General features: G+C 58.8%; 21 protein-coding genes. 10 read left to right on the top strand and 11 right to left on the bottom strand.

The window, feature by feature from the left end; translation table 11 throughout:
- Window positions 1-59: 59 nt before the first annotated feature.
- A complete protein-coding gene (gene rhtB, locus CKW23_RS07650) occupies window positions 60-692 on the top strand; it encodes a homoserine/homoserine lactone efflux protein (RefSeq protein WP_025257981.1) in 633 nt (210 codons plus the stop codon).
- 70 nt (window positions 693-762) lie between these two features.
- Here the strand turns inward: rhtB and CKW23_RS07645 are convergent, their stop codons facing one another.
- Genes CKW23_RS07645 through CKW23_RS07630 form a run of 4 tightly spaced genes read right to left on the bottom strand, consistent with a single transcriptional unit; the run spans window position 763 to window position 3,909 of the window.
- Entirely contained in the window at window positions 763-1,500 is a 738-nt protein-coding gene (locus CKW23_RS07645; RefSeq protein WP_025257982.1) for a hypothetical protein, read from the bottom strand.
- Window positions 1,501-1,503: 3 nt separating this feature from the next.
- Window positions 1,504-2,091, bottom strand: coding sequence for a penicillin-binding protein activator LpoB (gene lpoB / locus CKW23_RS07640; RefSeq protein WP_177434630.1), 588 nt, complete (start codon window positions 2,089-2,091; stop codon window positions 1,504-1,506).
- A gap of 38 nt (window positions 2,092-2,129) precedes the next feature.
- The gene (locus CKW23_RS07635; RefSeq protein ID WP_025257984.1) at window positions 2,130-2,501 is read right to left on the bottom strand and encodes a YcfL family protein; all 372 of its coding nucleotides are present in this window, start codon (window positions 2,499-2,501) and stop codon (window positions 2,130-2,132) included.
- Between the two features lie 13 nt (window positions 2,502-2,514).
- A complete protein-coding gene (locus CKW23_RS07630; protein WP_025257985.1) occupies window positions 2,515-3,909 on the bottom strand; it encodes a COG3014 family protein in 1,395 nt (464 codons plus the stop codon).
- A 337-nt stretch (window positions 3,910-4,246) separates the two neighbouring features.
- On the opposite strand from CKW23_RS07630, the gene CKW23_RS07625 reads away from it, so the two are divergent.
- Window positions 4,247-6,121 (top strand): cytochrome c/FTR1 family iron permease, encoded by a 1,875-nt coding sequence (locus tag CKW23_RS07625; RefSeq protein WP_025257986.1) that lies wholly within the window; start codon window positions 4,247-4,249, stop codon window positions 6,119-6,121.
- Window positions 6,122-6,179: 58 nt separating this feature from the next.
- Here CKW23_RS07625 and CKW23_RS07620 read toward each other — a convergent pair whose 3' ends face one another.
- On the bottom strand, window positions 6,180-6,827 hold the full coding sequence (locus CKW23_RS07620) for a DedA family protein (RefSeq protein ID WP_025257987.1): 648 nt from the start codon (window positions 6,825-6,827) through the stop codon (window positions 6,180-6,182).
- Between the two features lie 232 nt (window positions 6,828-7,059).
- Between CKW23_RS07620 and hemB the strand changes: the two genes are divergently transcribed.
- Window positions 7,060-8,070, top strand: a complete 1,011-nt coding sequence (hemB, locus tag CKW23_RS07615; RefSeq protein WP_025257988.1) for a porphobilinogen synthase — start codon at window positions 7,060-7,062, stop codon at window positions 8,068-8,070.
- Window positions 8,071-8,086: 16 nt separating this feature from the next.
- Entirely contained in the window at window positions 8,087-10,300 is a 2,214-nt protein-coding gene (gene ppk1 / locus CKW23_RS07610) for a polyphosphate kinase 1 (RefSeq protein ID WP_025257989.1), read from the top strand.
- On the opposite strand, the gene ppx is transcribed toward ppk1, so the two are convergent.
- The 5 genes from ppx to CKW23_RS07585 form a co-directional block, all read right to left on the bottom strand.
- A complete protein-coding gene (ppx, locus tag CKW23_RS07605) occupies window positions 10,287-11,789 on the bottom strand; it encodes an exopolyphosphatase (RefSeq protein WP_025257990.1) in 1,503 nt (500 codons plus the stop codon). The genes ppk1 and ppx overlap by 14 nt on opposite strands.
- A 110-nt stretch (window positions 11,790-11,899) precedes the next feature.
- A complete protein-coding gene (locus CKW23_RS07600; RefSeq protein ID WP_025257991.1) occupies window positions 11,900-12,634 on the bottom strand; it encodes an amino acid ABC transporter ATP-binding protein in 735 nt (244 codons plus the stop codon).
- Window positions 12,621-13,271 carry an amino acid ABC transporter permease gene (locus tag CKW23_RS07595; protein ID WP_025257992.1) on the bottom strand — a complete coding sequence of 217 codons (651 nt, stop codon included), beginning with the start codon at window positions 13,269-13,271 and terminating at the stop codon, window positions 12,621-12,623. Before CKW23_RS07595 ends, CKW23_RS07600 begins: the two co-directional genes overlap by 14 nt.
- On the bottom strand, window positions 13,268-13,933 hold the full coding sequence (locus CKW23_RS07590; protein ID WP_025257993.1) for an amino acid ABC transporter permease: 666 nt from the start codon (window positions 13,931-13,933) through the stop codon (window positions 13,268-13,270). Before CKW23_RS07590 ends, CKW23_RS07595 begins: the two co-directional genes overlap by 4 nt.
- A gap of 29 nt (window positions 13,934-13,962) precedes the next feature.
- The gene (locus tag CKW23_RS07585) at window positions 13,963-14,748 is read right to left on the bottom strand and encodes a transporter substrate-binding domain-containing protein (RefSeq protein WP_025257994.1); all 786 of its coding nucleotides are present in this window, start codon (window positions 14,746-14,748) and stop codon (window positions 13,963-13,965) included.
- A 251-nt stretch (window positions 14,749-14,999) separates the two neighbouring features.
- On the opposite strand from CKW23_RS07585, the gene CKW23_RS07580 reads away from it, so the two are divergent.
- The 6 genes from CKW23_RS07580 to CKW23_RS07555 all read left to right on the top strand — a co-directional run bounded on the left by CKW23_RS07580 (window position 15,000) and on the right by CKW23_RS07555 (window position 21,245).
- Entirely contained in the window at window positions 15,000-15,704 is a 705-nt protein-coding gene (locus CKW23_RS07580; RefSeq protein WP_025257995.1) for a FadR/GntR family transcriptional regulator, read from the top strand.
- Window positions 15,705-15,826: 122 nt separating this feature from the next.
- A complete protein-coding gene (gene trxA / locus CKW23_RS07575; RefSeq protein ID WP_025257996.1) occupies window positions 15,827-16,156 on the top strand; it encodes a thioredoxin TrxA in 330 nt (109 codons plus the stop codon).
- A gap of 227 nt (window positions 16,157-16,383) precedes the next feature.
- On the top strand, window positions 16,384-17,643 hold the full coding sequence (gene rho, locus CKW23_RS07570; protein WP_025257997.1) for a transcription termination factor Rho: 1,260 nt from the start codon (window positions 16,384-16,386) through the stop codon (window positions 17,641-17,643).
- 311 nt (window positions 17,644-17,954) lie between these two features.
- Entirely contained in the window at window positions 17,955-19,421 is a 1,467-nt protein-coding gene (ubiD, locus tag CKW23_RS07565; protein ID WP_025257998.1) for a 4-hydroxy-3-polyprenylbenzoate decarboxylase, read from the top strand.
- Window positions 19,421-20,389 carry a CDP-6-deoxy-delta-3,4-glucoseen reductase gene (locus tag CKW23_RS07560; RefSeq protein WP_025257999.1) on the top strand — a complete coding sequence of 323 codons (969 nt, stop codon included), beginning with the start codon at window positions 19,421-19,423 and terminating at the stop codon, window positions 20,387-20,389. Before ubiD ends, CKW23_RS07560 begins: the two co-directional genes overlap by 1 nt.
- Before the next feature lie 181 nt (window positions 20,390-20,570).
- Window positions 20,571-21,245 (top strand): gamma-glutamylcyclotransferase, encoded by a 675-nt coding sequence (locus tag CKW23_RS07555; protein ID WP_025258000.1) that lies wholly within the window; start codon window positions 20,571-20,573, stop codon window positions 21,243-21,245.
- A 7-nt stretch (window positions 21,246-21,252) separates the two neighbouring features.
- Here CKW23_RS07555 and glpT read toward each other — a convergent pair whose 3' ends face one another.
- Complete coding sequence (gene glpT / locus CKW23_RS07550) at window positions 21,253-22,590, bottom strand: glycerol-3-phosphate transporter (protein WP_038399726.1); 1,338 nt, start codon at window positions 22,588-22,590, stop codon at window positions 21,253-21,255.
- Between the last annotated feature and the right edge of the window lie 137 nt (window positions 22,591-22,727).

The raw sequence follows: 22,727 nt of genomic DNA, 5'->3' as shown, positions 1-22,727 counted from the left end.
TCAATTGCATTACGCACTAAGTTAGCAGCTATCGGGCTTTACTGGACTTGAGGTGTTTGATGGCGCTTGAAACATGGCTGGCTTTTTTTGCCGCCTGCTGGATTATCAGTCTGTCTCCGGGAGCTGGCGCGATTGCGTCGATGTCCTGTGGTTTGCAATACGGTTTCTGGCGCGGCTACTGGAATGCCCTGGGTTTGCAGATCGCGCTGGTGGCGCAGATCGCAATTGTCGCGGCGGGCCTGGGCGCGGTATTGAGTGCCTCCGAGCTGGCATTCAACCTGATCAAATGGTTTGGCGTGGCTTACCTGGTTTACCTGGGTATCAAACAATGGCGGGCGCTGCCTGGGGATCTGTCTGATGACTCGGCGACTCGTCCCATCGGCAAGCCGCTGAGCCTGGTATTGCGGGGCTTTCTGGTCAACATCAGCAACCCCAAGGCGCTGGTGTTCATGCTGGCGATTCTGCCGCAGTTTATCGACCCCGCCCAACCGCTGCTGGCTCAGTACGTGATTATTGCGGTGACCATGGTTGTTGTGGATTCGGTGGTCATGGCCGGTTACACCGGGCTTGCGTCCCGCGTGCTGCGCCTGTTGAAAACGCCGAAACAACAACGCCGCCTGAACCGCACCTTCGCCAGCCTGTTTGTAGGGGCGGCGGGTTTCCTCGCCACCCTGCATCGCGGAACAGCATAAGCAGCAAGTTATAAGCAGTAAGCTTCAAGCTACAAGTCAAAAGCTTGAAGCTTGACGCTGTGCCCCACCGTTAGCGCAAAATCCGGGGCGCTTCGTCTCTCGGCAAGTTCTGCTGGATGGGCTGGCCGGTGTATTCCACTTCCCCACGCAATTGCTCACGCAACTGACGCGCCACGTCGACGCCGATCGACTTTGAGGCATCGCGCACCACGCGACCCCGGTTCATGGAAATCTTTACGTCCCGGCTGTTGACCAGCTTGGTGTCCTGGCTTTCGCCCATGGCGGTAAAGGCCGAGGTGATTTCGTAGGTGCGGGTGTTGATCAGGCTGAAATCACCGACCACCGTCAGCCCCATAATGGCCGAGTAGCTATTGGTGTTGGCAATTTCGCCCACGTCCTGGCGAAAGTCGATGTCCGACAGTGCGCCGAACAATACGTAATCAGCACCTTTGAAGTGCCCGCTCTTGATGCGTGCGATGACGTCGTAGACATCTTCTTTCGAGCCGGTCTTGTAAGGCGTGCCCTGCACCAGCTGGAACAGCCCGGACTTCAGGATCTCGCCCTTGATGTCACCACTGAATTTCTGCAGCTCGCTCTGTTCGATGTAGCTGGTGCGGGACTCGTATTCTTCATAGCTCGACGAGCCGCTTTCGCTGTAGTAGTTGGCTCGCATGTCGCTTTTCGCCGAAACGGTGTGGATGTATTGCTCCACACGTTCCTGATAGGCCATGCCTGTCACGGCGATCTTTGGGGCTGCCTGAACCGAGAAGGCGCAGGCCATGCCGATAATGCCAATCCATGCACGCATCACTCAGCGCTCCGTGGTCTTGCGGATTTCTTTTTCGTCCATCCACTCTGCCAGGCCGCTTTCGACATCGATCAGTTGCAGGCTGAATTTGTAGAAGACGTCCTTGTAATCCTCACTGCGCTTGACGATGGAACTGATCGAGCCTTCCAGGCGGTATTTGGCGGCGACCATGTTGCCGGTTTTGGCGACAGTGCTCTGCTTGTACAGACCGCTCTGGTTCTGCAACTTGAGCTGGTCGACCTGGCTCTGCATTTCAGTGTTGTCGCTGGCGAAACGGGCTACGCCGCTCTTCATCAACTGGGTCTTGATGGTGGTGGTGATTTCGCGAGTGTCGATGTACTCGCTGGTCTTGTTCTTCACATCGTAGACCTGAACCACCGGGCGGCCTTGCAGGATGCCGGACTGTGCCAGTGAGCGGGTCATGCTCTCGGCGATCATCTGCAGGTCGGTGGAGCCGAATTCGTTGGTAATCGTTTCGACTGCCTTGGTATCGCCATAACTGATGTTCTTGCTGCCAAGAACCGGAGAGTTATTGGCGCAGCCGCTGGCCAGCAGGGCGAGGGCGGCGATGGAGCAAAGACGTGTAAACAGCATGTGTGGACTCTTCTGTGAGCGTAACTGGGCGTGGATCAAGGCGTGTTGATTTCAAGGCGGAAATCGGTTGCCCGCGGATTGGGTGCGATAGCCGGCAGCGTGGTGCTTTGCGAGCCATAGATCATCAGGCTTTTCCAGGTTTCTTCGTCTGCTACAGGAAAACCATCGTTACCCAGCCACGCGAAGCGGTAGTACATCGTCTTGTTGCGGCTGCTGGTGTTGGTCAACTGAGCCTTGACGGTCAGGAAGCCATTTTCCCGAGCCACGCGCATGGCGCCGACTTCGATGTTTTTGACGTCGCCAAGCGCCACCACTTTACTGGCCGCGCTGCCCGGAGCCGGAGGTGGCGGGGTTGCGCAGCCTGCGAGCAGGGCCAGCGCCAGTGCGCCGAAAATCTTGATACGCATGGGGTATCTCCGTTCAGGGTTGTTTGACGGCAAGGGCTTGCGGGACATTCACGGGCGTGACCTGTGCCGCGAGGCCATTGGTGAATACCTGATTGCCCAGGGCGCGCAGGGTGACGACCTGATAGCGCTGATCGACCTTGACCTGCACATGCGTGCCGCCCAGCGTGCCCGGCAATACCACCTGATGCATGCCCGGCGTCAGACGCAGTCGTGCCACCAGTGTATTGTCCGGCAGGGTTCGCCAGGTGCGGGTGTCGGCACCTTCGGTAATGGCCGAAGCGATACCGACTGCCAGACCGGCCAGCGGGTTGACGTCGTTGAGCTGCTTCTGCGCAACGCCACGGGTAATGGCGCGCAGCGTGGTGCGCACGATGATGCCCGGCATGTCGTCGCGCAGGGCGCGGCGCGACATGTCAGTGGTGCTGTTGAGCAGCGTCAGGTTGAGCGGCTGGCCGTCCAGGGTGATCTGGCTGACGATCGGGGTGCTGGTATCCGGCTTGATCACCGGGAATGACAGCGGTGTGATGACCAGATTTCCGCTGATCGGCAATGGCAGCGGGATATTTACCGAATCACGGGCCGGAGCAAAACCGCTCTGGACCACGATCAGTACTTCGCTGCTGCCATCCTTGCTGGCAGCAGCGTCGAGATCGGCCAGGGATTTTTCCAGCAACGGAGTGTTGGGGCGCAGTTCTGCGGCCTTGCGATAGCCCGGCGCGGCGAGGTCTTTCTCTCCCAGGGCTTCGTAGACGAAACCTGCCAGATAATGGCTGAACGCACTTTGGTAGCTGTTCTTCAGGCCAACGACCTCGGGCGCGTCCAGTGATTCGACCGGGTAGCCCTTGAGGTCCTTGAACTGGTTTTTCACGCCTTTGCTTTCGGCTTCCTGCTCGCTCTTGAAGTATTCCTTGTCGCGCAGGTTGGCGATCACGGCTTCACGTTCGTGGGTCTTCTTGATTTCGGTACGGGCACCGTCGAAATCGTTCTGGCCCAGCAGATTGAGTGCCATCTGGGTGGTCAGCATGACTTTTTCATAGTCATAGCCTTCGTAGCGACGCACCTTGTCGTTGATCAGGAAGCTGCCGAACTGGGCGAGGTATTTTTCGGTATCGAACTTGACTGCCTCTTCCCACTTGAATACCACCTGATCGGCCGTGCGCCAGGCCGCCTGACTGCCGGCGAAATCACCCTTGGAGCGCAGCAGTTCGCCTTTCTCGAAGTAATAGAGCAGGTCTTTGTTTTCGCCAGTGTTGTTCTTTTCCAGTGTACCGAGGGCGGCATCGACATTGCCGCTGGCCAGTTGCTGGTTGGTTTCCTTCAATTCGGAGTCATAGCTACGGAAGACGGAGCACCCTGTCAGCAGAATAGAGGCGACCAGCGCAGATGCGGTCAGAAAACGGGAGGGCATGGTGATTTCCATTCTGTAGCCGAAGGCGGCTACGTAAGTCCATTTGGACAAGCAGCAAAGTGCTGCATGAGTATGTGTCTCTTCCATCTGCTGGAAAAAGCCGTGGGATTATAGGTCGGGTTTTCAGGCTGGCAATGGCATTTTGATGCTATTTGGCGCGATTGCTTTTGGCTGTCTGCAATCGACACTATTCGTGCAGGGGAACGGCCTTCGGAGCCGTAATCGCGCTGTATCGGGTTTTTAGTAATGTTTTGTCACAAATATCGGGGTCGAGTATTGAGTCGAGGCAGATGGAAAGGAACAATGCAGCGCATTGAATTTCTGTCGAGATCGATCCATGCCTCTGCATTCCCGTTTCATGGCCTGGCTGCTGGTGCCGCTGCTTGCGCTATGCAGCTTCGGCCTGCTGGCCGACCCCGTCGATGGCGCTGCCCAGGCGTTGCATCTGCTGGACTATATAGGTGCTGACTACCCGAGCACCGTAGCTGACGGCAAGGTCGTCGATGAAGCCGAATACCGGGAGCAGGTCGAGTTTCTCGACGCATTGCAGGGCCTGATTGTTGCCTTGCCGCAGCGTGCCGAGCGCGATGCGTTGGAGCAGGGTGTTGCAGCCCTGAAAGACGCGGTGAGCAAACGTGAGGATGGCGCGCTTGTCGCTCGTCAGGCCCGGCAATTGGGGGCACGCCTGGCCGTCGCCTATGAAGTCAGCCAGGCACCGATCATTACACCTGACCCTGCTCGCGGTGCGCCGCTGTATGCGCAGAACTGCTCGGTCTGCCATGGCGACACCGGTGCCGGCGATGGCCCGGCCGGCATTGGCCTGACACCTGCGCCTGCCAATTTGCGCGATGCAGCCCGGCTGGATCGCCTGAGTCTTTACGATATCTACAACACCTTGGGACTGGGGATTACCGGCACCGATATGCCCGCGTTTGCCGATCAACTGGATGATCGCCAGCGCTGGGATATCGCGACCTACATTGCCGGTTTCAGTGCTCAGCCGGTGAGCGCGCCCGCCAAGACCTTCAATCTGGCGGATCTGGCGCGTCAGACGCCAGCGGAGGTCAATGCCGCCGAAGGCTTTGAAGCCGCCGCGACATTCCGTGCCCAGCGTGCGCAACCGCCGCAGGTCCAGCGCGGCCCGGCGCAACTGCTCGATTACACCAGTACCACTCTGGACAAGAGCCTGGCGGCGTATAGCGCGGGGGATCATGAACAGGCTTACGACCTGTCGGTTGCAGCTTATCTGGAAGGTTTTGAACTGGTCGAAAGCTCGCTGGATAACGTCGACGCTAACGTGCGCAAGGACACCGAAAAAGCCCTGATGGCTTACCGGCAGTCATTGCAGGACGGTCTGCCGCTGGCTCAGGCGGCGCAGAAGCTGGAGGCCGCCAAGGCCAGACTCAAGGAGTCCGCAGCCCTGCTGGGCAACGATGGCCTGAGCGTTTCCCTGAGCTACATCTCCGGCCTTCTGATTCTGCTGCGTGAAGGTCTGGAAGCGATTCTGGTACTGGCAGCGATCCTGGCGTTCCTGCGCAACACCGGCCAGCAGTCTGCCGTTCGCAGCGTCAACGCGGGTTGGGGCCTGGCGCTGCTGGCTGGCTTGGCGACATGGGCGTTGGCGGCTTACGTCATCGATGTCAGCGGCGCGCAACGTGAACTGCTGGAAGGCGCGACGGCGCTGTTCGCCAGCGTCATGGTGCTGTGGCTCGGGGTCTGGATGCATGATCGTCGTCATGCCGATGCCTGGCAGGATTATGTGAAGAGCAGCCTGGTCGGTGGCGGCGGACGTTTTGGTTTTGCTGTGCTGGCGTTCTTCTCGGTCTATCGAGAGCTGTTCGAGGTCATTCTGTTCTACGAAACCCTGTGGCTACAGGCAGGACCTGCGGGGCACAACGCGGTATTGGCCGGTGGTGCCACTGCGCTGGTGCTGTTGGTCGGCCTGGCGTGGGTGATCTTGCGCGGTTCGGCAAAACTGCCGTTGTCGTTGTTCTTCGGGATCAACGCAGCGCTGCTGTGTGCATTGTCGGTGGTGTTCGCCGGGCATGGCGTCAAGGCATTGCAGGAAGCGGGCATCTTCGGCACACGCCCGGTGCCGTTCTTCGAGTTCGACTGGCTGGGCATTCACGCCGATGCGTATTCGTTGGGGGCGCAGGCGGTTGCGCTGCTGGCGATTGCGGTGTTGTACGGACGTAGCCGGTTCAGGGCTTGATGGCGGTTCGCGAATGAGTTCGCTCCTACCGTAGGAGCGAACTCATTCGCGAAGGGGATTATTGGCTGTCTGTCTTTTTCTGAAGATCGACCGGGGCTTCGACGTCTATATCAGATGCCGCTGCCGAGGCGCAGCAGAGTTTTTCCTGGCGTGCGATGCGGGCGTTCTTGATGCGGCGGCGCAGCCACAGGGCCAGGCCGAGCAGGAGCAGGCCACCCAGGACCCAAAGCTCGTATTTCTTGATGTTGCCCAGCAGGCCTTCCATCACGGCACCGAAATGGTAAGCCGCCGAACCCAGGGCCGCAGCCCAGATCGCAGCACCTATACCGTTGAGCACCAGATAACGCAAAGGCGGATAACCGGACATGCCGATGGCCACGGGCATGACCGTGCGCAGGCCGTAGACGAAGCGGAAGCTCAGCACCCAGATGTCCGGGTGTTTGCGTACCAGCCTCAGTGCCTTGTCGCCCATGAGCTGCCATCGTGGCTTGCGTGCAAGCAGTTTGCGGCCGTGCTTGCGCCCCATGTAGTACCACAGTTGATCGCCCGCGTAGCTTCCGCAGAAAGCCACGAGGATGACCATGTTGAGGTCCATGTATCCACGGAAAGCCAGAAATCCGGCAAGAACCAGAATGGTCTCGCCTTCAAAGAAGGTTCCCAGGAACAGGGCAAAGTAGCCGAAATCGTTCAAGAAATTCTGGAGCATTGTCTGGATGCTGGCGAAATGAACGCGCAGCCTAACTCGCCTAGGACAATCATGAAAGTGTCGATATGTGTCTCGACGTTAAAGATTCCTACAACCACAATGTCCCGTCCTTGTTGTAGGCCTTTTCTGCGGCCCACCGTCGCAGGTCACACTATGACTGTCACACATTGGTCATAATGGCGGCTTATAACTGTCGCGCTTGCCCGCGTATGCGGGCTACAGGAGTCTCGCCGTGAGCTTTACCCCCGCAAACCGCCTGTTTCCTCTCACTCGCCTGCGCCGTAATCGTCGCGACGACTTTTCTCGTCGACTGGTTCGCGAAAATGTACTGACCGTCGATGATCTGATTCTTCCCGTATTCGTACTCGATGGTGAAAACCGCCGGGAAACCATTGCCTCGATGCCGGGCGTCGAGCGCCTGACTATCGATCTGTTGCTGCAAGAGGCCGAAGGCTGGGTTGCGTTGGGAATTCCGGCGCTGGCGCTGTTCCCGGTGACGCCGCTGGAGAAAAAATCTCTGGATGGCGCTGAAGCCTGGAACCCGGACGGTATTGCCCAGCGTGCGACTCGTGCGTTGCGTGAGCGTTTCCCGGAGTTGGGCGTGATCACCGATGTGGCACTGGATCCGTTCACGACCCACGGTCAGGACGGCATCATTGATGAAGAAGGCTATGTACAGAACGACATCACTGTCGATGCACTGGTGAAACAGGCGCTGTCTCACGCTGACGCCGGTGCCCAGGTGGTCGCGCCTTCGGACATGATGGACGGTCGCATCCAGGCCATTCGTGAAGCCCTGGAACTTGCCGGGCACGTCAATGTCCGGATCATGGCGTATTCGGCGAAATATGCCAGCGCCTATTACGGTCCGTTCCGTGATGCGGTAGGTTCTTCACTGAACCTGGGCAAGGCCAACAAGGCGTCCTATCAGATGGACCCGGCCAACAGTAACGAAGCATTGCATGAAGTGGCCGCTGACCTGGCTGAAGGCGCGGACATGGTGATGGTCAAGCCGGGCATGCCTTATCTGGACATCCTTTACCGGGTCAAGGATGAGTTCAAGGTCCCGACCTTTGTCTATCAGGTGAGCGGCGAGTATGCGATGCATATGGCTGCAATCCAGAACGGCTGGCTGAGTGAGGGGGTGATTCTCGAATCCCTTACCGCCTTCAAACGCGCAGGTGCTGATGGCATTCTTACTTACTTCGCCGTCCGTGCTGCTCAACTGTTAAAAGGGCAATAGCCTCACAGGAACATTCATGAATACCGAAGGACTCACCGAAGCCACTGTTGAAGTCGATGTTCAGGAGGCTACACCAGTGGTTGAGCCTGAAATTGAAACCGTTACGGCCGTCATCGAAGCGCCTGCTTCTGCGGCGCCCGCAATCGTTGTCCCGAACCTGGACGACAGCAGCCTGTATATCCACCGCGAACTGTCGCAGTTGCAGTTCAACATCCGGGTATTGGAACAGGCTCTGGATGAGTCCTATCCGTTGCTGGAACGGCTGAAGTTTCTGCTGATCTTCTCCAGCAACCTTGATGAGTTCTTCGAGATTCGTGTCGCAGGCCTCAAGAAGCAGATCACCTTCGCTCGCGAACAGGCGGGTGCCGATGGTCTGCAACCGCATCAGGCCCTGGCCAGGATCAGCGAGCTGGTTCATGGTCATGTGGATCGCCAGTACGCGATCCTCAACGATATTCTGCTGCCGGAGCTGGAAAAGCATCAGGTCCGGTTCATTCGTCGTCGCTACTGGACGACCAAGCTCAAGACGTGGGTCCGTCGCTATTTCCGCGATGAAATCGCACCGATCATCACCCCGATCGGTCTGGACCCGACGCACCCGTTCCCGTTGCTGGTCAACAAGAGCCTGAACTTCATCGTCGAGCTGGAAGGTATCGATGCCTTCGGTCGTGACTCGGGTCTGGCGATCATTCCAGCTCCGCGTCTGCTGCCGCGCATCATCAAGGTGCCGGAAGATGTGGGCGGCGTTGGCGACAACTATGTGTTCCTGTCGTCCATGATCCATGCCCACGCCGATGACCTGTTCCAGGGCATGAAGGTCAAGGGCTGCTACCAGTTCCGTCTGACCCGTAACGCTGACCTGGCGCTGGACTCCGAAGATGTGGAAGACCTGGCACGCGCCCTGCGCGGCGAGTTGTTCTCGCGTCGTTATGGCGATGCGGTGCGCCTGGAAGTGGCGGACACCTGTCCCAAGCATCTGTCGGACTACCTGCTCAAGCAGTTCAACCTGACCGAGTCCGAGCTGTATCAGGTGAACGGCCCGGTGAACCTCACGCGCCTGTTCAGCATCACCAGCCTGGACAGCCACCCGGAGCTGCAATACACGCCGTTCACGCCCGCGATTCCCAAGCTGCTGCAGAACAGCGAGAACATTTTCAGCGTGGTCAGCAAGCAGGACATCCTGTTGCTGCACCCGTTCGAGTCATTTACTCCGGTCGTCGACATGCTGCGTCAGGCCGCGAAAGACCCGCATGTACTGGCCGTGCGTCAAACGCTGTACCGCAGCGGCGCGAACTCGGAAATCGTCGATGCGCTGGTCGATGCGGCGCGTAACGGCAAGGAGGTCACGGCAGTGATTGAATTGCGCGCCCGCTTCGATGAAGAGTCCAACCTGCAACTGGCCAGCCGTCTGCAGGCGGCCGGTGCGGTGGTGATCTACGGTGTGGTCGGCTTCAAGACTCACTCTAAGATGATGCTGATCCTGCGCCGCGAAGGCGGTGAAATCGTGCGTTATGCGCATCTGGGGACCGGCAACTATCACGCGGGCAATGCTCGTCTGTACACCGACTACAGCCTGCTGACCTCCGACGATGCCTTGTGCGAAGACGTCGGCAAACTGTTCAGCCAGTTGATCGGCATGGGCAAGATCCTGCGCATGAAGAAGCTGCTGCATGCGCCGTTCACCCTCAAGAAAGGCATGCTCGACATGATTGCCCGCGAGACGCAATTCGCGCTCGACGGCAAGCCTGCCCACATCATCGCCAAGTTCAACTCACTGACCGATCCGAAGATTATCCGGGCGCTCTACAAGGCCAGCCAATCAGGTGTGCGCATCGATCTGGTAGTGCGTGGCATGTGCTGCCTGCGTCCCGGCATTGCCGGTGTCTCGCACAACATCCAGGTGCGCTCGATCATCGGTCGCTTCCTGGAGCACACGCGGGTCTACTACTTCCTCAATGGCGGCGACGAGCAGATGTTCCTGTCCAGTGCCGACTGGATGGAGCGCAACCTCGACAAGCGTGTCGAGACCTGCTTCCCGGTGGATGGCAAGAAGTTGATCCTGCGGGTGAAGAAGGAGCTGGAGAGTTATCTGACCGACAACACCCACAGCTGGCTGTTGCAGCCTGACGGGCGTTACGTGCGCAGCACGCCGACCGGCAATCAGAACGCTCGAAGCGCCCAGGCGACTTTGCTTGAGCGCCTGAGCATTCCGGTACTCAGCGTGCAGTAAAGACGATACCGACCCGGGTCAGCCACTCCGCTTCCAGCGCGAAGTCGGCCTGGGTCAACTGGTTGTTTTCCAGCCAGCCTGCCGGGAATTCCGCGTCCAGATTCGGGCCGTCTGCACGCAGGATCACACGTGGCATCTCCTGGGTGCCGCGAATGTGGTGGAACAGAATCGCAAAGCGCAGCAGCACGCACAGACGAATCAGCTTGATGCCTTCATCGCCGAACTCGGCGAACTTGTCCTTGGGAATATTGCGACGATGACCGCGCACCAGCAGCGCGAGCATTTGCTGGTCTTCGCGTGAGAATCCGGCCAGATCCGAGTGCTCGATCAGGTAGGCGCCGTGCTTGTGGTAGTGGTAGTGGGCGATGTCGAGCCCCACTTCATGCACCTTGGCTGCCCAGCTCAGCAGCTCGGCGTAGATTTCGTCTTCCAGATCCCAGGCTTCCGCGACTTGCTCCAGGGCATGCAGCGCCTTGCGCTCAACGCGAGCGGCCTGCTCCAGATCGACGTGGTAGCGGTCCATCAGCGAGCTGAGGGTGCGCTCGCGCACGTCTTCATGGTGATGACGGCCCAGCAGGTCATACAGCACGCCTTCGCGCAGGGCACCTTCGCAGTGGTCCATGCGTTTGAGTTCCAGGGCGTCGAAGATCGCTTCCAGAATCGCCAGGCCGGCGGGGAAGATCGCGCGGCGGTCGGGTTTGATGCCATCAAAGTCGATTTTCTCGACATCGCCCAGCTTGAACAGCTTGCGCTTGAGCCACGCCAGACCTTCAGCGTTGACTTCGCCCGAGCCGTAGCCGTTGGCCTTGAGTGCCACGCCAATAGCCCGAATGGTGCCGGACGAGCCGATGGCTTCATCCCATTTCAGGCGGTGCAGGGCGTGTTCGATGCTCATGATTTCAAGACGTGCCGCGGTGTATGCCTGGGCGTAGCGGGCCGGTGTGACCTTGCCGTCCTTGAAGTAACGCTGGGTGAAACTCACGCAGCCCATCTGCAGGCTTTCGCGCAGCAGTGGCTCGAAGCGCTGGCCAATGATGAACTCGGTGCTGCCGCCGCCGATATCGGCCACCAGACGCTTGCCCGGAGTGTCGGCCAGGGTGTGTGAGACGCCGAGATAGATCAGGCGCGCTTCCTCGCGGCCGGAAATGACTTCCACGGGGTGTCCCAGGATCTTTTCGGCGCGATGGATGAATTCGTTGCGGTTGCGTGCTTCACGCAAGGCATTGGTGCCCACGATACGTACGGCGCCCAGCGGCAGGCCGTTGATCAGTTGGGCGAAGCGCTTGAGGCAATCGAGCCCGCGCTGCATGGACTCTTCGTTGAGCTGGCGCTCGTCATTGATGCCCGCCGCCAGCTGAACCTTTTCACCCAGGCGCTCAAGTATGCGGATCTCGCCCTGATTCGCCTTGGCAACGACCATATGAAAGCTGTTGGAGCCCAGGTCGATCGCTGCGATCAGGGAAAGATTCTTGGCTTTGGTGTGCGGCATGATCAAAATCTCGTTCGATAACCGCGCCATCCTGCCACGATCCATGCCTGCCGCCAACGTATCAGGTGCGTGAACCGCTCTGTGGGGCTTGTTCGCGAATGAATTCGCTCCTAATTCCCTTCTACCGAGCCGATGAAATTTGCCAGTTCCGGGGTCTTCGGGTTGGCGAACAGCTCTTTCGGGTCGCCCACCTCATGCACCTTGCCCTGGTGCATGAAGACCAGCTTGTCACCCACTTCACGGGCGAAGCGCATTTCGTGGGTCACCATGATCAGGGTCATGCCGTCGGCAGCCAGTTGGCGCACGACGCTGAGTACTTCGTTGACCAGTTCCGGGTCCAGCGCCGAGGTGATTTCATCGCACAGCAGCACCTTGGGTGACATCGCCAGGGCCCGGGCGATGGCCACGCGCTGTTGCTGACCGCCGGAAAGACGATCCGGGAAAGCGTCGAACTTCTCGCCCAGCCCGACACGCTCCAGCATCTGCCTGGCCAGTTTTGCAGCCTCGGCCTTGGGCACTTTCTGTACGACCTGAGGGGCGAGCATGACGTTTTCGCCCACACTCAGGTGCGGGAACAGGTTGAACTGCTGGAACACCATGCCGACCTTCTGCCGCAAGGTGCGCAGGTCGGCGCGGGCGGCGTCCAGGTATTCGCCGTCGACTTCGATTACGCCATCGTTGATCGACTCCAGTCCGTTGAGCGTGCGCAGCAGCGTGCTCTTGCCCGAGCCACTGCGACCGATGATCGCCACGACCTGGCCTTCCTCGACAGAAAGGTCGATGCCTTTGAGTACGTGATGGTCGCCGTAGTATTTATGCAGGGCGGAAATTCTAAGCAGAGGCATGCAGTCTCCTTTCCAGATGGCGCGCACAGAGCGACAAGGGGTAGCAAAGGATGAAGTAGCCCAGGGCAACGAAGCCGTAGACCATGAAGGGTTCAAAGGTAGCGTTGGCCAGCATGCTGCCGGTCTTGGTGAGTTCGGTGAAACCGATGATCGAGGTCACGGCCGTGCCCTTGACCACCTGGACCGAGAAGCCGACCGTCGGCGCCACGGCGATGCGCAGTGCCTGTGGCAGGATCACGTAGCGCATCTGCTCGATGGGCGTCATCGCCAGGCTGGCGGACGCTTCCCACTGGCCTTTCGATATCGACTCGACACAACCGCGCCAGATTTCGGCCAGGTAGGCACTGGTGAACAGCGTCAGGGCCAGCGCAGCGGCGGCCCATGGGGAAATATCCACGCCCATGAGGGCCACGCCGAAGAACACCAGGAACAACTGCATCAGCAGCGGAGTGCCCTGGAACAGTTCTATATAAAGAGTGGCTGCGACCCGTGGTCCGGTTTTGTCCGAGATGCGCATGCCCATTACCAGAAGGCCGATCAGGCCGCCGCCGATAAAGGCTACCAGCGAGAGGGCCACTGTCCATTGCAGGCCGGTCAGCAGGTTGCGCAGGATGTCCCAAAGAGTGAAATCCATCAGCGGCTCCTCGATATGTAGCGACGCCCGACCCAGGCCAGTAATTGGCGGATCAGCAACGCCATGCACAGGTAGACCAGCGTGGTGACGATGTACGTCTCGAAGGCGCGGAAGTTACGCGACTGGAGGAAGTTGGCGAAAAAGCTCAGCTCTTCGGTGGCGATCTGCGAGCAGACCGACGAGCCGAGCATGACGATGATGATCTGGCTGCTCAGTGCCGGCCAGACCTTGCTTAGCGCCGGCGCCAGCACTACGTAGCGAAAGGCTTCGTAGCGGTTCATGGCCAGTGCAGCGGCGGCTTCCAGTTGTCCCTTGGGGATCGCCTGAATGCCGGCGCGGATGATTTCCGTCGAATAGGCACCCAGGTTGATGACCATTGCCAGGATGGCTGCCTGCCATTCGGAAATCTGCATGCCCAGGGACGGCAGGCCGAAGAAGATGAAAAACAGCTGTACCAGAAACGGGGTGTTGCGGATCAGTTCGACGTAGATGCCGAAGATCGTGGCGAAAGGCTGGATTTTCCAGGCCCTCACGACCGCGCCAACGATGCCCAGGCTGACCCCGAGCAAAGTGCCAATGGCCGTCAGTTCCAGCGTGAACAAGGCCCCGCGCAGCAAGAGATCAGCGCTTTGCAGGACCGGTGTAAAGTCGAATTGATAAGCCATTGGCGGATCCTGTGATCAGAAAGCAGTGATCAGAGATCGGCTGGCAAAGGTTGCTTGAGCCAGGTCACAGAGGCTTTTTCCAGCGCGCCGTCAGCCTTGGCGGCATTGAGGATTTCGTTGACCTTGCCCAGCAGCTCGGGCTGACCCTTGTTCACGCCGACGTAGACTGGCGAATCCTTGAGTTTCACTTTCAGGGCCGGAATGCGTTTCGGGTTGCGCTCGCTGATAGCGACCATGACCACGTTACCGCTGGCGATCAGGTCGGTCTGGCCAGCCAGGTAAGCGGCGATGGTCGAGTTGTTGTCTTCAAAGCGCTTGATGGTTGCGCCTTCGGGAGCGACGGCGGTCAGTTCGATGTCCTCGATGGCGCCACGGGTCACGCTGATGGTCTTGCCCTTGAGGTCACTGATTTCCTTGACCGGCGAGTCAGGTGGACCGAACACCGCGAGGTAGAACGGCGCGTAGGCGCGGGAGAAGTCGATGACCTTCTCGCGATCCGGGTTCTTGCCGAGGCTGGAGATCACCAGATCGACCTTGCCGGTGGTCAGGAACGGGATGCGGTTGGTGCTGTTGACCGGCGTCAGTTCGAGTTTGACCTTCAGTCTGTCGGCCAGCAACTGTGCCGTGTCGATATCCAGACCGCGCGGTTTCATGTCCGGACCCACAGAGCCAAACGGCGGGAAGTCCTGAGGTACAGCGACTTTCAGGGTGCCGCGCGCTACGACGTCATCCAGGCCGTTGGCGTGGGCAGGGGCCTGGCTCAGCATCAGGCTGGCAAACAAGGCAGTAAGCAGTGCGCTGTAACGCTTGGTCATGGGAAATCTCCGGACGGAACGAAAGATGTTGGCTTGTCCCCTAGTGCACAGCCCATGCCATTCAGGCTGTTTGCGCCATAAGTCGGGCTCTGCGGACGGTATTTGGTCTTACTGGTCTGAACAGTTGGCGGATCGAATGCCCTGCTTTGGCGCGCCTGAAAGCCACGTCGCCCCAGCGCTGGGCGTCGCTTGCCGGATGATGTAGATGGCGATAAAAGGAGTTTTTACTGGACTGACTGGCCTGAACAGTGATGCCGCAGAATGCCCTCGCAGTACCTGAATCGGCCCTCCGGGCAATTCGCAAACTGATTGCCGAGCAAGGTTACAAACCTGGCGACAGCCTGCCTTCGCAGCGGGATCTGGCGGTATTGCTGGGCGTCAGTCGAGCCTCGCTGCGCGAAGCCTTGTCGTCGCTCAGTGCCTTGGGAATTGTCAGTGTGCAGCCAGGCAAAGGCGTGTTCATTCAGTCGATTTCTGAACCAGAACAGCGCACGGCCGGTTTTTCCTGGCCTTTCGACGCACGGGTTTCTCCGGCCGATACCTTTCAGTTGCGCTATGCGCTGGAAGGCTTTGCCGCAGGTCTTGCCGCTGTCACCCTGACTGCCGACGAGCGGGATGTGCTGGAGGACAATGTCGAAGCCATGCGCCTGGAGTTGCGTGCAGGGGATTTCGAGGCGGCAGCCAGGCTGGATTTCGAGTTTCATCGGCATATTCTGGTCGCCAGTGGTAATCAGGCCATGCTGGGCATTGTGACGGCGGGTGCTGATATCTTCCTCGAAAGTCAGAAAATGCCCTTCATTCGTGCAGGAAGAGTCATGGAAACCTGGCAGGAACATCGCAAAATTTTGCGCGCTCTTTCCCGACATGCCTCCGGTCCTGCGCAGAAGGCCATGCAGGAACATATCCGTGGAGCGGCATTGCGCACGGGGATTGTCTTTGTCTCGCCCGCCAGCTAAATACGGGGTTATAACCATATTCATGGCTTCCCATAGCCAGACTCAATGAGCCCCGGCTTCCTGAATGCCATAAGGCCCGCTATGATGGGCGTCGTTTTTAGCCTACGACCTCGGAGATCTCCATGAGTAGCGACCTGATCAAACACGTCACCGACGCAAGCTTCGAAGCCGATGTCCTCAAGGCTACCGGCCCTGTGCTTGTTGACTACTGGGCTGAGTGGTGCGGCCCATGCAAGATGATTGCACCGGTTCTTGACGACATCGCTACCACTTACGCAGGCAAGCTGACCGTTGCCAAGCTGAACATCGACAACAATCAGGAAACCCCGGCCAAGCATGGTGTGCGTGGTATCCCGACGCTGATGCTGTTCAAGGACGGTAATGTCGAAGCCACCAAAGTGGGCGCCTTGTCCAAGTCGCAATTGGCTGCTTTCATCGACGCCAATCTTTGATGTTTCTAAAGCCCCGCGAACAGCGGGGTTTTTTCTGGCTCCGTACTAGACGCCTGGAAAATCAAGTGGTACATTCGGCCCCGCAATGGAATCTCCATTGCCCCCTGCTAGCCGTCGCCGACGCTCTCCTTTTCGATTTAGTACGCGATCCTGTCGCCTTCTCTGCGGCGCGGCCTCATTAAGCCAAAAGCTTAATTTCCCTCCATACATGATTACGTCATTCCCATATGAACCTGACTGAACTCAAGCAAAAGCCGATTACCGATCTGCTCGAAATGGCCGAACAGATGGGCATAGAAAATATGGCCCGTTCGCGCAAGCAGGATGTGATTTTCTCCCTGCTGAAAAAGCACGCCAAAAGCGGCGAGGAAATTTCTGGTGATGGCGTGCTGGAGATCCTCCAGGACGGCTTCGGCTTCCTGCGCTCCGCAGACGCGTCCTATCTCGCTGGCCCGGACGATATCTACGTCTCGCCAAGCCAGATCCGTCGTTTCAACCTGCGTACCGGTGACACCATTGTTGGCAAGATTCGCCCGCCTAAAGAAGGCGAGCGTTACTTCGCGCTGCTCAAGGTCGACACGATCAACTTTGATCGTCCGGAAAATGCCAAGAACAAGATTCTGTTCGAAAACCTGACGCCGCTGTTCCCGAACGTGCGCATGAAGATGGAAGCCGGTAACGGTTCCACCGAAGACCTGACCGGTCGCGTGATCGATCTGTGTGCACCTATCGGTAAAGGCCAGCGTGGTCTGATCGTTGCTCCGCCAAAGGCGGGCAAGACCATCATGCTGCAGAACATCGCGTCGAACATCACTCGTAACAACCCGGAAGTTCACCTGATCGTTCTGCTGATCGACGAGCGTCCGGAAGAAGTGACCGAAATGCAGCGTACCGTACGCGGCGAAGTGGTTGCTTCTACGTTCGACGAGCCGCCAACCCGCCACGTGCAGGTTGCTGAAATGGTGATCGAGAAGGCCAAGCGCCTGGTCGAGCACAAGAAGGACGTCGTGATCCTGCTCGACTCCATTACCCGTCTGGCTCGCGCCTACAACACCGTGATTCCAAGCTCCGGCAAGGTACTGACCGGTGGTGTCGATGCTCACGCTCTCGAGAAGCCAAAGCGCTTCTTCGGTGCTGCGCGTAACATCGAAGAAGGCGGCTCGCTGACCATCATCGCCACCGCGCTGGTTGAAACCGGCTCGAAGATGGACGAAGTGATCTACGAGGAGTTCAAGGGTACGGGCAACATGGAGCTGCCGCTGGATCGCAAGATCGCAGAGAAGCGCGTGTTCCCGGCCATCAACATCAACCGCTCCGGCACCCGTCGTGAAGAGCTGCTGACTGCTGATGACGAACTGCAACGCATGTGGATCCTGCGCAAGCTGCTGCATCCTATGGATGAAGTCGCTGCCATCGAGTTCCTGGTCGACAAGCTCAAGCAGACCAAGACCAACGATGAATTCTTCCTGTCGATGAAACGCAAGTAACTGACAGGTTGAACAGAAAATGGCGTCCTTCGGGGCGCCATTTTTTTTGATGGTCGTCTGGGGAAGTAGTGCTGATCAGTTAAGGCACAAAAAACTTGTGGGAGGCAGCTTGCTGGCGAAAAAGGCCTGAAACCGGCAGATATTCTGCGGCTGTACGAGGAAGTCGCCAGCAAGCTGCTTCCCACGAATGACATTCACGTCTTTGGCCTGTCCCGCTTTCCAGAATAAATTCACTCCTGTGCCTGCTCATGGCTGCCACGAATCTGCAGAGCAGGTACGATGTGCACCTATTTGAATAAGTGGCCAGGTTAATGAAGTTCAAGGACCTAAGGGATTTCGTGCAGCAGCTTGAGCAGCGCGGAGAGTTGAAACGCATTCAGATGCCCATTTCCCCTGTGCTGGAAATGACTGAAATCTGCGACCGTACGCTGCGCGCCAAAGGCCCGGCCCTGCTGTTTGAAAAGCCGGTCGGTTTTGACATCCCGGTGTTGGGCAACCTGTTCGGAACGCCGGAGCGTGTCGCCATGGGCATGGGCGCCGAATCCGTCGACGAGCTGCGGGAAATCGGCAAGTTGCTGGCCTTCCTCAAGGAGCCGGAGCCGCCCAAAGGCCTCAAAGACGCCTGGTCAAAGCTGCCTATCTTCAAGAAAGTCATCTCCATGGCCCCCAAAGTGGTCAAGGATGCGCCGTGCCAGGAGATCGTCATCGAAGGCGATGACGTCGACCTGAACATGCTGCCTGTCCAGACCTGCTGGCCTGGCGACGTTGCGCCGCTGATCACCTGGGGCCTGACAGTTACGCGCGGTCCGAACAAGGAGCGCCAGAACCTGGGCATCTATCGCCAGCAGGTGATCGGTCGCAACAAGGTCATCATGCGCTGGCTCAGCCATCGCGGCGGCGCGCTGGACTTCAAGGAATGGTGCATCAAGCATCCCGGCGAGCCGTTCCCTGTAGCCGTTGCCCTGGGCGCGGACCCGGCGACCATTCTGGGTGCCGTGACGCCGGTGCCTGACAGCTTGTCCGAATATGCGTTTGCAGGCCTGCTGCGCGGCACTCGCACCGAACTGATCAAGTGCCGTGGCAACAACCTGCAAGTGCCTTCCAGTGCCGAAATCGTCCTTGAGGGCGTGATCCATCCCGGTGAAATGGCTGATGAGGGGCCTTATGGCGACCACACCGGTTATTACAACGAAGTGGACAGCTTCCCGGTGTTCACCGTCGAGCGTATTACGCACCGGATCAAGCCGATCTATCACAGCACTTACACCGGTCGTCCGCCGGATGAGCCGGCGATTCTGGGCGTGGCGCTGAACGAAGTGTTCGTACCGATCCTGCAAAAGCAGTTTCCGGAAATCATCGACTTCTACCTGCCGCCCGAAGGCTGTTCCTATCGCATGGCCGTCGTGACCATCAAAAAGCAGTACCCGGGCCATGCCAAGCGCGTGATGCTGGGTGTCTGGTCGTTCCTGCGACAGTTCATGTACACCAAGTTCGTTATTGTCACCGACGACGACATCAACGCTCGCGACTGGAACGACGTGATCTGGGCCATTACCACGCGCATGGACCCCAAGCGCGACACGGTAATGATCGAAAATACGCCGATCGATTACCTGGACTTCGCTTCACCGGTTTCCGGTCTGGGTTCCAAGATGGGGCTTGATGCGACGCATAAGTGGCCGGGCGAAACCACACGTGAGTGGGGCCGGGCTATCGTCAAGGACGAGGCGACTACACGTCGGGTCGATGAAATCTGGAATCAACTGGGAATAGATTGATGCGTGTAACGTTGCAGCCGTCGGGTGCAGTGCTGGAAACCCTGCCGGGCGAGCGGATTCTCGATGCTGCACAGCGCCTGGGCTATGAATGTCCACAGAGCTGCCGCAACGGTAATTGTCATGTCTGCTCGGCGCTGCTGGTGCAGGGGCGCGTGAAACAGGCCAGCGATGAGCTGACCCACGGTGAAATCTACACCTGCCTGGCAGAGCCGCTGGAAACCTGCGAAGTGCTGTGGGATGCGGTCCTGCCCCTTGGTCAGTTGCCGGTGCGCAAGTTTGCCTGCCAGCTCAGCGAGTGCGTTGAAGTGGGCGGCGATGTCTGGCGGGTCGGTCTGAGGGCGCCGGCTGGCAAGCTGCCCCGCTATCACGCCGGGCAATACCTGATGATCGAGCGCGAGAACGGTGAAAAGTCAGCCTTCTCGCTGGCTTCGGCGCCTCACAAGGGGCGCGACCTGGAATTGCACGTGCTGGTTCGTGAGGCCAGTGCTCGCACGCTGATCGAACAGCTTCAACGCAATGCCATGGCGCGGGTCGAGCTACCTCTTGGCGATACCCACCTTGCCGATCTGCCCGACGGCCCACTGGTACTGATCGCGGCTGGCACGGGTATGGCGCAGATGAGCAGCCTGATCGAGCATTGCCGCGCCAAGGGCTTCAGCCATCCAGTGCATCTGTACTGGGGCGTGCGCCGTCCCGAGGACTTTTACGAAATTCGTCAGTGGGACGAATGGGCCACGCTGCCGAATCTGTTCCTGCACAAGGTCGTCAGTGATCTGTGCGGCTGGGAAGGGCGCTGCGGGATGTTGCATGAAGCCGTACGCGACGACATCAGCGACCTGTCCTCGATCCATGTCTACGGCAGCGGCTCTCCGGCCATGATCTACGCGACGCTGGATGCCTTGGTCGGTGCCGGAATGGACGCTCATCAGATGCGTGCTGATGTCTTTGCCTACGCGCCTCGTCCATAGCTTCTGACTGGCGGCCTTGTAACTGGATTGCAATTTTTTTCAATCGCTTATAGCTTATAGCGATGAAAACACAGGCTCAGGCCTGTAGCAGCACCCGTACCGCGATACCTTGACGCCGCTTATCCATGAGCGGGTCCTCAAGGCTCGGTTATGACTGACAGTCAGGCTGTCAGGGAGGCAAATGGACAATCCAATCAATGAATTGGCGGCGGCCGTGCATGACGGCCTTGGTCTGAAATATCCGCCAGTAATCGATCTTGGCCCGCAACTCACCCGCGAGCAACTGCTCGCCTCGATGAACGCCACCCTGCGTCGCCACAAGGGCGGCCCTGTCTGGCTGTTCGCTTATGGCTCGCTGATCTGGCGCCCTGAATGCAAGGCTGTCGAGCGTCAGCGCGCACGGGTATATGGCTACCATCGCGGCTTGTACCTGTGGTCCCACGAACATCGGGGCACACCCGAAGTGCCTGGCCTGGTATTCGGCCTGGACCGTGGCGGCTCCTGCACGGGGTTCGCCTACCGCTTGCCGGATGAATGCCTTGAAGACTCCCTGTTCGCGCTCTGGCAGCGCGAAATGCCTTATCCCTCTTATCGCCCGCACTGGCTGAGCTGCCGTCTTGAAGATGGCACACAGGTTCAGGCGTTGGGATTTGTGCTGGAGAGGCATTTGCCCAGCTATGCGGGCAACCTGCCGGACAGTGTGCTGAGCCAGGTACTGGCCAGCGCAAGCGGGCGGTATGGCACGACTCGTGATTACGTCGAGCAGACCGCCAACGCCTTGCGCAGCCACGCCATGCCAGATCTGAATCTGGAGGCGCGGCTGAAGCGTTGCCGGTCCAACCCGGTTACGCTTTGACTCAGGCTTACCGAGACGTGCTGGCAACCTGTTTGTGACGTAGCGTTGGCGCAAGGAACGCCATAGCCAGGATGCACGCACTGATCAGCAGCACAAAACCGCCATCCCAGCCGAAGTGGTCAACGGTGTAGCCCATCGCCGCGCTTGCTGCGACCGAGCCGCCCAGGTAACCGAACAACCCTGTGAAACCTGCCGCAGTACCGGCTGCTTTCTTGGGCGCCAGTTCCAGTGCCTGCAGACCGATCAGCATCACCGGGCCGTAGATCAGGAAGCCGATGGAAACCAGAGCGATCATGTCGACGGTCGGGTTGCCTTCCGGGTTCAGCCAGTACACCAGCGTGGCGATGGTCACCAGGAACATGAACACCATACCGGTCAGGCCGCGGTTGCCCTTGAAGATCTTGTCCGACATCCAGCCGCACAGCAGCGTGCCAGGAATACCGGCCCACTCGTACAGGAAATAGGCCCATGAGGTCTTGTCGACCGTGAAGTGCTTGGCTTCTTTCAGGTAGGTCGGTGCCCAGTCCAGCACGCCATAGCGCAGCAGATAGACGAACACGTTAGCCAGGGCGATGTACCACAGCAGTTTGTTGCGCAGCACGTATTTGACGAAGATTTCCCTGGCGCTGAATTCTTCTTCATGGCTGGCGTCGTAGCCTTCCGGATAATCGTTCTTGTAGTGCTCGATGGGCGGCAGGCCAACCGATTGCGGGGTGTCGCGCATGGTTGCGAAGGCGAAGACCGCCACCAGCAGAGCCACGGCTGCCGGCACATAGAATGCGGCGTGCCAGTCGTTGGTCCAGCCCATGCCCAGCAGGAACAGCGGGCCGATCAGACCGCCACCCACGTTATGGGCCACGTTCCAGACCGAAACCACACCGCCGCGCTCTTTCTGCGACCACCAGTGCACCATCGTCCGCCCGCTCGGCGGCCAGCCCATGCCTTGTGCCCAGCCGTTTATGAACAGCAGCACAAACATGATCGTGACACTGGACGTCGCCCAGGGCGCGAAACCGAAAATGAACATCACCCCGGCCGACACCAGCAACCCGAACGGCAGGAAATAGCGCGGGTTGGAGCGGTCCGAAACCAGCCCCATCAGGAATTTCGACAAGCCGTAGGCAATCGCGATGGCCGACATGGCAACACCCAACTGCCCGCGTGTGTAGCCTTCTTCGATCAGGTAAGGCATCGCCAGGGAGAAGTTCTTGCGCAGCAGGTAGTAACCGGCATAGCCGATGAAAATACCGGCGAAGATCTGCCAGCGCAGACGACGGTAAGTGCTATCGACCTTTTCTTCGGGGATGGGTGCCATGTGCTTGGCAGGGCGGAAAAACGCAAACATGCAGACGCTCCGGGTTTTTATTTTTTGCGAAAGCGAATATTACATTTTCGTTACAGAAAAAAGCAGCGCTTTTTCCGAAAGTTGCATAGGAAATGTGAGGTTGTTCGTGTTCTTTTGTGAACATCTTGTTTGGGTAG

Source organism: Pseudomonas sp. Irchel 3A18, assembly GCF_900187465.1.
GTDB lineage: Bacteria > Pseudomonadota > Gammaproteobacteria > Pseudomonadales > Pseudomonadaceae > Aquipseudomonas > Aquipseudomonas cichorii.
Note: the sequence above shows the minus strand (reverse complement) of the source record. Positions and strands in the feature narration are given on the sequence as shown.